This window comes from Bacteroides sp. D55t1_190419_B8, from assembly GCF_015558905.1.
Taxonomy (GTDB): Bacteria; Bacteroidota; Bacteroidia; order Bacteroidales; family Bacteroidaceae; genus Bacteroides; species Bacteroides vicugnae.
Genome location: NZ_JADMOU010000004.1, coordinates 226,311 through 240,044, shown reverse-complemented (window position 1 = coordinate 240,044; position 13,734 = coordinate 226,311). Strand labels below are relative to the sequence as shown.

At 42.6% G+C, this 13,734-nt stretch carries 11 protein-coding genes; 8 read left to right on the top strand and 3 right to left on the bottom strand.

Translation table 11 applies throughout. The annotated features are described in order from the left end of the window. The first annotated feature begins 9 nt into the window (after positions 1-9). From I2I13_RS05880 to I2I13_RS05850, 7 genes are all read left to right on the top strand, one after another. Complete coding sequence (locus I2I13_RS05880) at positions 10-1,491, top strand: RagB/SusD family nutrient uptake outer membrane protein (RefSeq protein ID WP_195649075.1); 1,482 nt, start codon at positions 10-12, stop codon at positions 1,489-1,491. A 19-nt stretch (positions 1,492-1,510) separates the two neighbouring features. After that, entirely contained in the window at positions 1,511-3,025 is a 1,515-nt protein-coding gene (locus I2I13_RS05875) for an IPT/TIG domain-containing protein (protein ID WP_148366211.1), read from the top strand. Between the two features lie 15 nt (positions 3,026-3,040). Further along, positions 3,041-4,465 (top strand): hypothetical protein, encoded by a 1,425-nt coding sequence (locus tag I2I13_RS05870; RefSeq protein WP_195649074.1) that lies wholly within the window; start codon positions 3,041-3,043, stop codon positions 4,463-4,465. Between the two features lie 41 nt (positions 4,466-4,506). Further along, complete coding sequence (locus tag I2I13_RS05865; protein ID WP_195649073.1) at positions 4,507-5,733, top strand: alginate lyase family protein; 1,227 nt, start codon at positions 4,507-4,509, stop codon at positions 5,731-5,733. 519 nt (positions 5,734-6,252) lie between these two features. Then, positions 6,253-7,239, top strand: coding sequence for a Gfo/Idh/MocA family protein (locus tag I2I13_RS05860; protein ID WP_004325616.1), 987 nt, complete (start codon positions 6,253-6,255; stop codon positions 7,237-7,239). Positions 7,240-7,393: 154 nt separating this feature from the next. Beyond that, the gene (locus tag I2I13_RS05855) at positions 7,394-7,864 is read left to right on the top strand and encodes a nucleoside deaminase (RefSeq protein WP_148366205.1); all 471 of its coding nucleotides are present in this window, start codon (positions 7,394-7,396) and stop codon (positions 7,862-7,864) included. Between the two features lie 40 nt (positions 7,865-7,904). Then, positions 7,905-8,711 carry a fimbrillin family protein gene (locus tag I2I13_RS05850; RefSeq protein ID WP_195649072.1) on the top strand — a complete coding sequence of 269 codons (807 nt, stop codon included), beginning with the start codon at positions 7,905-7,907 and terminating at the stop codon, positions 8,709-8,711. A 120-nt stretch (positions 8,712-8,831) separates the two neighbouring features. Here I2I13_RS05850 and I2I13_RS05845 read toward each other — a convergent pair whose 3' ends face one another. Both I2I13_RS05845 and I2I13_RS05840 read right to left on the bottom strand, forming a co-directional pair. Beyond that, complete coding sequence (locus I2I13_RS05845; RefSeq protein ID WP_195649071.1) at positions 8,832-10,502, bottom strand: OmpP1/FadL family transporter; 1,671 nt, start codon at positions 10,500-10,502, stop codon at positions 8,832-8,834. A 25-nt stretch (positions 10,503-10,527) separates the two neighbouring features. After that, complete coding sequence (locus I2I13_RS05840) at positions 10,528-11,853, bottom strand: hypothetical protein (protein ID WP_195649070.1); 1,326 nt, start codon at positions 11,851-11,853, stop codon at positions 10,528-10,530. A 331-nt stretch (positions 11,854-12,184) separates the two neighbouring features. Here I2I13_RS05840 and prmA point away from each other — a divergent pair, with 331 nt between their 5' ends. Then, entirely contained in the window at positions 12,185-13,051 is an 867-nt protein-coding gene (prmA, locus tag I2I13_RS05835; protein WP_074637181.1) for a 50S ribosomal protein L11 methyltransferase, read from the top strand. 175 nt (positions 13,052-13,226) lie between these two features. Here the strand turns inward: prmA and I2I13_RS05830 are convergent, their stop codons facing one another. Then, on the bottom strand, positions 13,227-13,733 hold the full coding sequence (locus tag I2I13_RS05830) for a flavodoxin (protein WP_148366197.1): 507 nt from the start codon (positions 13,731-13,733) through the stop codon (positions 13,227-13,229). Position 13,734: the final 1 nt, after the last annotated feature.

Sequence of the window (13,734 nt, the reverse complement as noted above, 5' to 3'; positions counted from 1 at the left end):
CAAATAACAATGAAACTAAAACATACATTCATCGGTATTCTCTCGACCTGTGCGTTGGGACTCGCCTCCTGCGACTTGAACATCATGCCAGATTCTTACATAGCCGATATCAACTTCTATAAGAATGAAGCGGAAGTGAATACTGCTGTCATCGGCTGTTACGGAGGTATGCACAATCCGTTAAATATAGAATGGGCGCTGACGGAACTCCGCTCGGACAATACCCGCATGAACAGCACCCGTTCCAGTAATGACGCATTCATGCAACTGCTGGCACTGGACCTCGGAACAATGGACGCCAGCAACCCGAATATCCGTACTTACTGGGAGGCTACTTATCAGAACATCAATAACTGTAACTCAATACTGGTTCCCGAAGTGTTGAACGTAGTGGAGGACGAAAAGAAGCGTGCACAATTCGAGGGTGAAGCACTCTTTATCCGTGCTTATCATTACTTCAATCTGGTGCGTCTTTTCGGTCCCACCTTTCTGGTGACGGAAGAGATCAGTATCGAAGAATCATTAAGAAAAGACCGCAGTTCGGTACAGGCTACCTACTCACAAATCATCGACGACCTGAAACGTTCTGTCACGGACTTGCAGGATGTTACGTATAGTTCCAATGACTTGGGACGCGCCACGGTACTGGCAGCCAAGTCACTACTGGCAAAGGTTTATCTTACCCTCGGACAGTATGAAGATGCCAAACCGTTACTAAGCGATGTAGTGACTGTTAAAGGCGAAACGCTGAATGTCAAATATGCCGATGTGTTCGACACGACCAAAGAAATGAACGATGACATTATCTTCACTGTACGCTACAAAAGCGGCAGCCTGGGTATCGGTTCTCCGTTTGCCAATACATTTGCACCGCAGAACAGTGGCGCGAATGTAATCACCGGTAGCGGTGACGGTAAGAATTACCCGACGAAAGAAATATCCGCTGCTTACAGTAAAGAGGATTTAAGAAAGGACGTCAGCATGGCAGACAGTTATTATGATAAGAGCAAAGAGATGGAAGCACAGGTTGCTTATGTCAAGAAGTTCCTTTCAGAAGTATCTGTACGATACGATGCTGAAAATGACTGGCCCATTATCCGTTACGCAGATGTGCTGCTGATGTATGCGGAAGTATTGAACGAAGTAGACGGTCCTTCTGCCGGATTGAAATACCTGAATCTGGTACGTGAACGTGCCGGACTAAGCAAAATCGAGAGTAACGCTGTGACTACCCGTAACGTATTCCGTACCTATCTTGAGAAAGAACGTCGTTTGGAACTGGCTTTCGAAAATCAACGCTGGTTCGACCTCTTGCGTTGGGGCAAGGCCATAGAGGTGGTCAACAAGCATATTCAGGAAACGGAATGGGATTTCTATGCTGGCTATACCCAACAGATCAACAAGTTGCAGGATTACCAATTGATACTGCCGATTCCACAAAGCGTGATCGACAACAATCCGGGCGTCATCACACAGAACCCTAACTATTAATACTAAAAGACACTGAATCATGAAAAATAAATTCTATAGCCTATTCATCTTCTTCGTTCTCACTGCGCTGGCAGGTTGCAACGAAAAAGAATCGACTGATGTCACCGAACAGGGTGATCCTCAAATTATAGAGTTCACCCCGACGAGCGGTAAGTTCGGACAGGAAATCACTGTCAAAGGAGAATTCCTGCGCGATATACAAAAAGCAACGATTGGTGGCGTAGAAGCTACGATACGCTATAAGCTCTCTCAACAGGAGATTGTTATTGTAGTTCCCGCCAATGCCGGAAACGGGAAAATCGTTCTTAGTACGAAAGAAAAAAAGACGGAAAGTGAGCAGTCATTTACGATTGTATATCCGGTTCCCCAAGTGAAGAATGTTCCTGCCGGGGCGCACGTGGGAGATCAGATTGAAATACAAGGTGAGAATCTGGACATCGTGTCTAAAGTTTGTTTCGGCGATAAAGAGGCTTCCATCTCCTATCAGTCCGAAAGAGAAATTGTAGCAACCATTCCTTTCGTCATCACGGATACCGCTCCTATCTCCCTCTATTATCTTGACTCTACAGGAGAGCAGTTCACTCAACCGGAGGGTCCTGCTTTTGAGATCATCAAAGATATTCCGACCATTGACGCAATGGCAGAACGGGTGACCGAGGGAAGTCTGATTACCCTCAACGGAACTTTCCTGAATCTGATTGAAAGCATCCATTTCGGGGATGAAGTGAAAGTGACTAACTTCGTTGAGAAAACTGCCAACAGCATTGTATTCCGTGTTCCGGAATTGCCGGAGAGTGCTACTGTGGACGTTCTGGCCAAATATTATGAGGGAACAGGCAGTCTGACGCTACGGAATGACTGTTATGTATTTATTCCGAGAGTATTCAGCTATCCGAATCTGAAGATGGGCGCACACCGCAATGAAGATTTTGGTAATATGATTAACGGAACTACCGGACAGGTTTCCACCACTTGTATCCTGAAAGATGTTGATTCCCGTGCCCTGATTGATTTTGCAGCGGTACACAACAGTAATAATGACTTTGCATTGAACGGTCCGCAGAACATAAAGGCTAATTTGAGAAATTATTGGTGTAACGGTACTCCATTACCTCCATTGAAGAGTTCTTCTACGGAAGCTGAAGTCAACGAAAACTTTGGTGAGTTTACTTCTACTGTCACCAAACTTCTTGTACTTCAGGAAAGCAAAGGATATGGCGAACTGATTAGAAACATTAAAGAAGGAAACATCGAAGAAATATCTCCTACCGACGAGATTACCAAAGCATTATTCAATATTGACATGGATGCGGAAGGCTCCAACTCGGTACGCAGCCGTCAGAAAGCGGAAGCGGAGGATAAGGAAGCATCGAATATATACAAGGCAGGCAGTGTCGTTGTGTTCAAGAACCTGAAGAAGAATAAATTCGGTATTATGATTATCCGTTCTGTCAATGTAGACTTTGACGCTGTTAAGGCGACGAATGATGCCAATGCAACGATTACTTTCGACCTGTATTACCAACGTTACTAAAAAAGACGAAAGACAATGAAAAGACAATATAAATTTACCGCATTATCGGCAGTCCTGTTCTGCCTGATAGGTTTGTTGTACGGATGTACCCGTGACAATGAAATCATAATTCCGGAAACATCTGTCAATCCACCGGCTACGGATTATTCCGTAGCAATCGGTGACGAGGTTACCTTTACCGGACAGAATATGCATCTGATCTCTAAAGTGGCTTTTGACAATCAGGTGGTCAACATCACTACCGAGCCATCCAACCGTTCGCAAACCACACTGATAGTGGCGGTGCCCGATAATTTCGAAGTGACACAACATATCTCTGTCGTTGCCACTTACAATTCTGTACACAAACTGACTTTGAGTGATGCTTTCGAAGTGGTAGTGCCGGGTGTCACCACTGATGTGAGTTCTGCTACTATCGGAGATAAGATCACACTTACAGGAAAGAATATGCACCTGATTACTAAGGTAAACTTCGGAGATCAAGTGGTATCTTTCGATCCCAATCCGGACCGTTCGCATACTTCACTGATGGTAACTGTGCCCTCTACTTTCGATATAACTAAAAAGGTTCAGTTGAGCGTTACATATACTACCCATACCGTGAATGTATCTAATGATTTTGAAGTAATCGTGCCACCGGTTATTCCTACTGTCACCACTGTTCTGGAAGGAGAAGTGGGCACAGGAGCCACTATTACGCTGGCCGGAACCAATCTGAATATTATCAAGAAACTAATGGTAAACGGACAAGCATACGAGTTTACAGCTACCGCTACCAGTCTTTCTTTCAAAGCTCCCGAAGACATTACCGAAAATTTAGTAATCGACAATGTAGTATTAGTGTATGACAATGTGCTGGGGGATAATCAGGAACTATCTGTATCGGGAAGCGTAACAGTGAAACCGACACCTACCCTGCCATACATCCTTTGGGAAAATATCGAACTGGGAAGTCATGGAACGGAGAATGCTTTCTTTGATGTTACGAATGGACGGACGATGACTCCATGCGATGTAGTCGAACATAAGGAATGGGTTACTTTCGCAATGGATAATACTAGCGGTGCGCCCACAGCGCGTCTGTTGAATCCGGCCAATATCGGAACCAATCTTCTGAACAGTCAGTTTTGCAATGGTACAGCTTTAAATCTGAATGATTATGCCATCTGGAAAGAGCCTACGCAGACAACTCCGTTCAAGAAAGTCACGGATGACGCACTGATTGCCAAAGTGACAAATGGTGAAATCACCAATATTCGGGATGACATCGGAGATGTGAAAGCGTCTGATATCAAAACAAATACTCCGACTATTGCAGCAGGAGAAGTGTATTACTTCTATCATAAGGAGAAATTCGGATTGATTTGGGTGAAACAGCTGAATATTCAAACAGACAGAAAGCTGAATACCATCATTATGAATGTATATTACGAGAAATAGGCAATACAATAAAACGAGTACCCCAAAAGTTATATTATCCCATGAATCTACGAGCGAACTACTCCAAGAGAATCCGTTTGTCACTGGCTTTCAGTATTGTTGCAATGACTGTTTGCGCCCAGAGCATCTGGAATGCGGAACATTTGGAACAAGTGAAAAAGTCTCTCAATCAAGCCGCATACAGCGCCACTTATCAGAACTTACTAAAGCAGGCAGACAAGGCTTTGAACGCCCACTATCTTTCTGTTATGATGAAAGATAAAACGCCACCAAGCGGAGACAAACACGACTACTTGAGCCAGGCACGCTATTTCTGGCCGGACCCGACCAAGCCGGACGGTAAACCTTATATCAGCCGCGATGGTGTATCCAATCCGGAACTGGATAAACTGGACCGTAACCGCTTGGGAGAGATGGCAAATAATGTCACGACACTCGCACTTGCGTGGTATTTCAGTGGCAAAGAACAGTATGCACTGAAAGCAACCAAACAGATTCGTGTCTGGTTTCTGGATAAGAAAACCTGCATGAACCCACATCTGAAATATGCGCAGGTTGCGCCCGGACATAATAATGATCTTGGCCGTTGCTATGGTGTGATAGATACTTATTCGTTAGTGGAAATGCTGGATGCCGTTCAGCTTCTTGAAAAATCCCGTTCGTTCACCTCGAAAGATTCAGAGCAGCTAAAAAAATGGTTCGGGCAATTACTGGACTGGATTCTGACTAGCGAACAAGGAAAAGAAGAAGCCAGCCGCCCCAACAATCATAGTACTGCTTATGATGCACAAGCCATCGCATTTGCACTCTATACCGGCAATCATAAAGTAGCCGAACGGGTACTTCGGGAAGTTCCCGAGAAGCGGGTATTCAAACAGATTGAACCGGACGGCAAACAGCCCGAAGAATTACGCCGGACATTGGCTTTCGGATATTCAGAATTCAATCTGCAACATCTGATAGATATTGCGGCTATGGGAGAAAAAGCCCATATACCTGTTCTTTCTGTCAGCTCTGCCGACGGACGAAGCATTTACAAAGCTGCCGATTTTCTGAAGCCATATCTCGGTAAAGGAGTCAAAGAATGGCCTTACAAGCAAATCAGCGAATGGAACAGTAAACAACAGGAATTATGTAAAGACCTGTATCGACTGTATCTGCTCGATTCCACTCGCACCGATTATTTAAAGGCATATCAGCAGTTCCGGAAAAAGAACTCCAAAGAGCTTTTCAATCTTCTTTTCCTGAAAGAGAAAGATGCATTGTAAAAAAGGAGAATATACTCCGGAAGCTTACCCATCCAATCCGGTGGAATAGAGAAATAAAAAGCAAATAAAGCCTCAAAGACTTGACTTTCGCTTCCGAATATCGTATCTTTACAGAGTTAATGATAAAGTAGCTTCAATTAAACTACACGCAAAGGAGGGAATTGTGATTCCCTCCTTTCTTTTTATATATCAAAGGAAAAATCATATTCATAGAGGGGAAAGTTCCCCCCACCCCGGCTTTCCCTTCTGTTTTGCCCGGTATTCTTTCTCCTTCAACCCGGGGCATAGCGGTCTTCACCTTGCTTCTTACCGGAATTAGAGTGTGCGTTGCCATCTTTTAGAGGCTCTGTTTTCACCAAACAGACCGTCTGTTCAGGTAAAGCAGAGCCTCTATTGAAGTAAAACGTAATGTCTGTTTTCCCACTGTCTCTGCCAAGTTAATAATCAATAAAGTTGCTCTTGACAAAAAATAGCTTTATCTTTGGGGGGTTGTTAAAGCAGACACAATAGGTATATATTATGAGTGAAAAGATTATCAAATGGGGCTTTATTGGTTGCGGAGAAGTAACCAAGACAAAAAGTGGTCCCGCTTTCCAGAAAGTAGAACATTCGGAAGTCGTAGCCGTAATGAGTCGTGACGGTGCGAAGGCGAAAGCGTATGCCAAAGAGAGAGGAATCAAAAAATGGTATGACGATGCACAAGAACTGATCGATGATCCGGAAGTAAATGCTGTCTACATTGCCACTCCTCCTTCTTCACATGCTACGTATGCCATTATGTCCATGAAAGCAGGCAAACCTGCTTATATTGAGAAACCAATGGCTGTGACGTACGAAGAATGTACACGCATCAACCGCATATCCAATGAAACGGGAGTTCCTTGTTTCGTAGCTTACTATCGCCGTTATCTCCCCTATTTCCAGAAAGTAAAGGAATTGGTAGAGAACGGGACTATCGGTAATGTCATCAATGTGCAGATTCGTTTTGCCCAACCGCCACGCGATCTGGATTACAATCGCGATAATCTTCCCTGGCGTGTGCAGGCTGACATTGCCGGAGGTGGCTACTTCTATGACCTTGCTCCGCATCAGATTGATTTGTTGCAGGATATGTTCGGCTGCATCCTCGAAGCAAGTGGTTATAAGAGTAATCGGGGTGGACTTTATCCTGCTGAAGATACATTAAGCGCCTGTTTCCAATTTGATAACGGATTGGTTGGTAGCGGTTCCTGGTGTTTCGTAGCCCATGACTCTGCCCGCGAAGACCGTATTGAAATTATCGGTGACAAGGGAATGATTTGTTTCTCTGTTTTTACTTATGAACCTATAGGCTTACATACCGAAAAAGGACGGGAAGAAATCTGCATCGGTAACCCGGAACATGTGCAACAACCTCTCATTCAAGCAGTGGTAGATCACCTATTGGGTAAGTCCGTTTGCTCCTGTGACGGTGAAAGCGCAACGCTTACTAATTGGGTAATGGATAAAATTTTAGGCAAACTATAACCCCAAAAAGCAAAAAAAGTATCATTCTTCTCCGCAGTTTACCGATACTGTAAAAAAATTAATAGGGATATTCCATTGTATATTGTTAGTTTTTTCTATCTTTGTATAAAGAAGAGAAGGAAAAAATGAAACTAACAATATACTTTTTTGTACCATGACTAAAGAAGCCTTAATGAGGAAAGCAATCGAGCTTTCCAAAGAGAATGTTAAAAATGGTGGAGGTCCTTTCGGTGCTGTGATTGCCACGAAAGAGGGGGAAATAATTGCAACAGGAGTGAATCGTGTTACGGCATCTTGTGACCCAACTGCTCATGCCGAAGTGAGTGCAATACGTGCCGCAGCTGCCAAACTCGGTACTTTTAATCTTAGCGGATACGAAATCTATACTTCCTGCGAACCTTGTCCCATGTGTCTCGGTGCTATTTACTGGGCACGTTTGGATAAAATGTACTATGGAAACAATAAGACCGATGCCAAGAATATTGGCTTCGATGACTCTTTTATTTATGACGAACTGGAACTGAAGCCTGAAGACAGAAAGCTTCCTTCCGAAATCTTATTGCATAATGAAGCCCTTACTGCCTTCAAAGCTTGGGCGGCCAAAGAAGACAGAGTAGAATATTAAAAAACCTCTCACTATTATTAACCTATTAATTATCCCTCAAATGAAAAGAAAAAGCCTTTTATTTGTTATGGCATCAGTATGCCTGTTCAGTTGTCAACAACAAGACGAACTGCAAGCCCCCAGTAAAGAAGGTATCAACTTTCTTACTACTGTCGACAATGAAAGTATCACTGACGCTGTTACTCGTAGCAGCAGTACCCTGTCACTTCCTTTAAAAAGTAGTTTTTCAGCCGGAGATGTCATTTCAATGTCCGTTTCCGAGCAGGAATATCAGCCTTTTACCTTGGGAGTAGATAACCAAAATTGGAGCGAGACAGCTACAGATTCGGAAGCTGTAACTTTCTATGCTCATTATCCTGAATTGTCCGGTGATGTAACGACTAGATCCCTCTTTAGTCGCTACCGTGATATCAAAGGCGGTTTAGAATATTTGTTCGGCACAGCCCAAGCCCGCAAAGGTTCTAGCAATGTAGCCCTTACATTCAAGCGAATGACTGCGCCCGTTATTCTACTTGATGAAAAAGGCAACCCGTACGAAGGTAAAGCAATCGTTAAACTTTTCCTGAAGAACAAAGGTGTGCAGGATCTTTTCAACGGTAAAATCGAAGCTGACAAGAATGCAACCCCGGAATATATCAGTATCCGGAAAATTTCAGAAGGTATCCTGACTAACTTGATTCCACAAATAATCAAAGCTGGTGAGAAGATTGGTTCTGTAATCGTAGACGATAAGGAAGAACCTATCATTGCAGATCAGGATATTACCATAGAAGCCGGAAGTCCTGTTACGATGAGACTTTACGGAGGTCGCGGAATTATTGATGAACGGACTCCGTTACGCAGATAAAACAAAAGAATAACAGCGATACTAATAAAAATCCCCGGAACCGCTGTAGACACTCAGCATTCCAGGGATTTTTTACACACAAAAGTTATTATTGAAATTGAAAACTGTCTCTTTATTAGATTAGAAGCGCATACCTACGGTAAACAACACTTGGCTACGTGTATTCGTCACTTTCGTTGCTTCCGGTGAACCAATAACTGTATCACCACCATCTACAAGTCCATTCACAAACGGATAGAAATTTTCTTTATATGTAGAGTATTTATAAGCCAAATCAGCATAAAACATTGATCCGCGATAACCAATACCCAATGTATAATTACTCATTGATTTAGAGTTAGCAAAATCCGTGTCTGTCTGAATAGAGTTTATAGCCAAATCCTTGAAAGCATCCTGATGGAAAGCAGCCGTACTATAATTATATCCTGCCCTAAAAGCAAACTGTGGAATCACCTTATACTCCAAACCAAGACGAACCGTGCTAACCCCTTTCAACATAGATGTCGTACTATTTTCAAATTCATAAGCAGAAGAATTACCTTCGGTATCTTTAAATTTCATGGAAGAATAATCTTGATACTCATACTCTGCTCCCAAAGCCAAGCTCTTACCCACCGTATATCCTAAACTTACATTATAAGTCCAAGGAGTTTGAAAATCGAAAGGAAGAATCATATCCCCTTTTCCTGGAAGATTATCCCATGATTTTACGTCATACCCCTTTATTTCTCCAGTTACAACATCCATCACATCCGATATAACTTGTGCACTTGTCTTATAATCCAAACTATAAAATATTGGCGTGTGTATAGCTAGCCCAACCCGAAAAGGCGAATATTCAAAAGGACGAATAATAGCTCCCAACTTCACATCAAAGCCAGAACCCTTTATTCTATTCCAACTCTGCAAATTATATCCCTCATCATTTCCATAATCCTCATCATAAAAAGTATACTTATTATAATCTACAGAATAAGCACCTAGCGTCAACCCCAAATATACCCGATCATTAAAATTAAATGATACATTAAAATCATATTGATCAATTCCACCGCGTTCTTCCGAGCGAAAGTTTGCATACCCATTATCCAACATTCCTTCAAAATGTCCAGGAGAGATATAAAGAGGATTACCATTTATATCCTTATACTGTACCTCCTTCCCTTGTTCATCCTTATAGGTATAAGGAATATTGTTTACCCCTCCTGTCTTGTCATGTATTGTTATATCCCTAATCAGTCCAGCATCAGCGCCTAAAATAGATAGCCAACCAATACCATTATCCGTATAAGGCGAATCTCCCCATTTTTCAATGCCAGCTGCTTGAGATGCCATTAGATAAGTTTGGGAGTAAAGTCCCAAATTACCTTCCATGCGCATGTTATTATTAAATGATTTCGCTTTATGATAGTTAAAACCGAAATTCACAAAACGTAGCGGAGTTTCATTGCCAATCTTCGAAGAAAATACAAATCCGATGTTATTAAAATCTCCCTTAGTTAAATCGGAATTAAACTTCTTCCCCAAATACTGACTTTCATTTCCATAAAGAGAAAACCCAAATGAAGTCATTACATCACTACTGCGATAAAGGCCAATACCTGCCGGATTAGTCCCTATCGTAGATATGTCTCCTCCAAGAGCTCCCATAGCTCCACCCATACCCACAAATCGAGCAGTTCCATTTAAATCTTTTCCTGTTAGTTTGGCACCGTCATATATCGTTTGTGCCATTCCCCAAGGTGCTATCATCAACATCCCTAGAGCAATTAAAACACTTATCTTTTTCATTCTTGTAAAACCGTTTAATTAATACTTATCTTCTGGCACTGCCACTACGAGAGGATCCTCCACCTGATGATGACCTAGAAGAACCACCACTCGAATAACTGCCCCGAGAACTGCTACCACCTGACGAAGCTGGAGAATAACTACGTGAAGAAGAACGAGAAGTACCATAGGAAGAAGAACGGGTATTACTATTACTTGCTGGAGAATAACTACGCGGTGCTTCTGAACTACCGCGACTATAAGTTGATCTTGCACTACTGCTCCTAGTAGTGGTTCCGGACGAACGCGAATAACCAGAAGAACCAGTCGAACGGGAAGATGAGGAACTTCCGCTACTTCTAGTACTACTTGGACGAGAATAAGTAGCACTGCTACGACTACTTGAGCTACTGCGTTCACCTGAAGTCCGTGTGCCCACTACACGCCTGGAAGTAGTTCCTCTGCTATAAGTAGAACTTGAAGAACGAACAGAACTACCTTCAGAACGAACTGCAGAACCTCCACGAACTGAAGAGCCACTGGAACGAACAGCACTCGAACCATATTGACGAGACGAATTTCTGTAACTGCTTTGTCCGGAAGAACGACGATTCGTATAGGTAGGGCCTGTCCAATGACTGCTTCCACCTCCGCCCCAGCCCCAGCTAGGACCACCGTGCCAGTGGTGGTGATGTCCCCAATAACCGCCGCCATACCAGCCACCCCAGTAGCCGCCATACCAGCCGCCCCAATAACCCGGAGAATATCCCCAAGCGTAATAAGGACGATTCCATCCCCAGCCATAGTTCCATCCCCAGCCGTAAGAGCCATAACGCCAATCCCACCAGAGCGGATTACTGAATGTCGGGAATGCATAAGCATACATACCATCGGTATATACGTTCCAGTCCCATGAATTCGGACCGTAAACTACATCCCAATACAACGGACTGCTGATGCTGATAGCAAAACGCGGATTGCGGAAACGGATGATACGTTCAGCATATTCATAGTCGTCTTCCGTACCATTGAATTCACCTGTCACCCATTCTCCGTCCAAATCCGGATTAGATTTTTCTTTTATATATAAGGTATCATTATCCATTACGAATTCATTATCACGTGCATCGTAACGGCGGTTATATTCATCCACATCCCGTGTTCTTCCCTTACGGTCCTGAACCACTACTGTAGTACCCGGTGAAGTATAGATGTTGGTCACCTGTTTCTTCGGTTCCTTCTTAACCGGAGTTTCTTTCTTCTCCTGTTTGTCTTTTGAAGGAATGAAGTAAAGGTCGTCATCAACGCTTTGTGCCATCAAGCCTATCGGGAGGCACAAGGCAAATAGCAAGAAATAAACAATCTTTTTCATATCATCTCGGTTTATGTAATTACTTAAACTTATTCACATTACAAAGATAAGGAAGAGATTTTTCGTTCGAGGGAGATTTTCCCCAAAGGATAATAGGGAAATCCCTATTTCACTACTTTTATAGAGAAAAAGAGGTGTTTGATTCTATCGAAATACGTCTATTTAACTTATGATATCAAAGGTATGGTAAACTTCACATACGATATATACAAATCAAAGAAGTCCATTTGGAGCTTTTGTTGATAGCAACATATACTTCATTAAAAAACTTCGTCAAGACTTCGTTTTTGAGTATCTTTGCCCCATCATTATTCAGATAAAAAGAAAGATTATGAAATATTTTGAGTTTTCATTTCAGACACATCCTTGCACCGAAACGGTGAATGATGTATTGGCTGCTGTATTAGGCGAAGCCGGATTCGAAAGTTTTGTTGAAAGCAAAGGCGGATTGACTGCATACATCCAACAATCCTTATGTGACGAAACTGTTATAAAAAATGCGATAGATGAATTTCCTATACCCGACACAGAAATCACCTATACTTATATTGAAGCAGAAGACAAGGACTGGAACGAAGAATGGGAAAAGAATTTCTTCCAACCTATTATCATTGGCAACCGCTGTGTGATTCACAGTACTTTCCATCAGGATGTTCCCAAAGCGGAATATGACATTGTTATCAACCCGCAAATGGCTTTCGGCACCGGACACCACGAAACGACAAGCCTTATTATTGAAGAATTACTGGACAACGAACTGAATAATAAATCCCTGCTGGATATGGGTTGCGGAACTTCAATTCTTGCCATTCTGGCACGAATGCGAGGTGCACGTCCTTGCACGGCTATCGATATCGACGAATGGTGTGTACGCAACTCCATCGAAAATATCGGATTGAATCATGTAGATGACATTGTGGTTTCACAGGGAGATGCTTCGTCACTGACCGGAAAAGGACCTTTCGATGTCATCATTGCCAATATCAACCGGAATATATTACTGAATGATATGAAACAGTATGTTGCCTGTATGCATACTGATTCTGAAATCTATATGAGCGGATTTTATGTAGACGACATTGACTCCATCCGGGAAGAAGCCGGAAAAAACGGACTGACTTTTGTCCATTATAAAGAGAAAAATCGTTGGGCAGAGGTGAAGTTTATTTATAAAGGGGCAACCGAAAATCATGGTTGATATACGCTATTAATAAACACAAGACTCTTGATTGATATAAAAAAATAGTGACGCTATATGACAATGATACCGTCAGTATCCCAATCATATACCGTCACCATTTTTATTGGATAGCGTCACTATCTCGTAGAAGCGAGGAGATCAGGTTATTATGAACGAGGTCTTCACATAGTTGTTACGCGAACTCCTTCTTTATCTGTTGGCACCATTCCTTTATTTTCTCTTCTGCATGTTCAGACTGATTATCCAAATCAACAACCAGACCACACCATTGCCCGCCACGCAAAGCTTTGGAACGTTCGAAAGTGTAACCCTCGGAAGAAGTAAAGCCAACTAGCGTAGCTCCATCCTCTTCAAATACCTCTGCCAACAATCCGATGCCATCCGCAAAGTTTTCCGGATAACGTATCTGATCTCCTAACCCGAAGATTGCAACTTTCTTTCCTTTTAAATTCATTGTCCGTAACTCCGGCAACAATTCATCCCAATATGTAGGAAGTTCTCCGTCAAACCAAGTTGAAGCACCGACAATGAAACAGTCATAAGCCTCAAAGTCATTTTGCCAAGCCTGTTCAATAGGCACTGTTTCTATCTTTTCCTTACTAAATTCTTTCTGTATTTTCTCTGCCACCCAACTCGTTCTTTCAGCTTTGGTAGCATAAAATAAGCCTATCTTTTTCATA

What these genes read in the sequence shown, in the direction of transcription:
- I2I13_RS05880 (WP_195649075.1), top strand. Translation starts at nt 10, where the DNA reads ATGAAACTAAAACATACATTCATCGGTATTCTCTCGACCTGTGCGTTG.
- I2I13_RS05875 (WP_148366211.1), top strand. Translation starts at nt 1,511, where the DNA reads ATGAAAAATAAATTCTATAGCCTATTCATCTTCTTCGTTCTCACTGCG.
- I2I13_RS05870 (WP_195649074.1), top strand. Translation starts at nt 3,041, where the DNA reads ATGAAAAGACAATATAAATTTACCGCATTATCGGCAGTCCTGTTCTGC.
- I2I13_RS05865 (WP_195649073.1), top strand. Translation starts at nt 4,507, where the DNA reads ATGAATCTACGAGCGAACTACTCCAAGAGAATCCGTTTGTCACTGGCT.
- I2I13_RS05860 (WP_004325616.1), top strand. Translation starts at nt 6,253, where the DNA reads ATGAGTGAAAAGATTATCAAATGGGGCTTTATTGGTTGCGGAGAAGTA.
- I2I13_RS05855 (WP_148366205.1), top strand. Translation starts at nt 7,394, where the DNA reads ATGACTAAAGAAGCCTTAATGAGGAAAGCAATCGAGCTTTCCAAAGAG.
- I2I13_RS05850 (WP_195649072.1), top strand. Translation starts at nt 7,905, where the DNA reads ATGAAAAGAAAAAGCCTTTTATTTGTTATGGCATCAGTATGCCTGTTC.
- I2I13_RS05845 (WP_195649071.1), bottom strand. Translation starts at nt 10,502, where the DNA reads ATGAAAAAGATAAGTGTTTTAATTGCTCTAGGGATGTTGATGATAGCA.
- I2I13_RS05840 (WP_195649070.1), bottom strand. Translation starts at nt 11,853, where the DNA reads ATGAAAAAGATTGTTTATTTCTTGCTATTTGCCTTGTGCCTCCCGATA.
- prmA (WP_074637181.1), top strand. Translation starts at nt 12,185, where the DNA reads ATGAAATATTTTGAGTTTTCATTTCAGACACATCCTTGCACCGAAACG.
- I2I13_RS05830 (WP_148366197.1), bottom strand. Translation starts at nt 13,733, where the DNA reads ATGAAAAAGATAGGCTTATTTTATGCTACCAAAGCTGAAAGAACGAGT.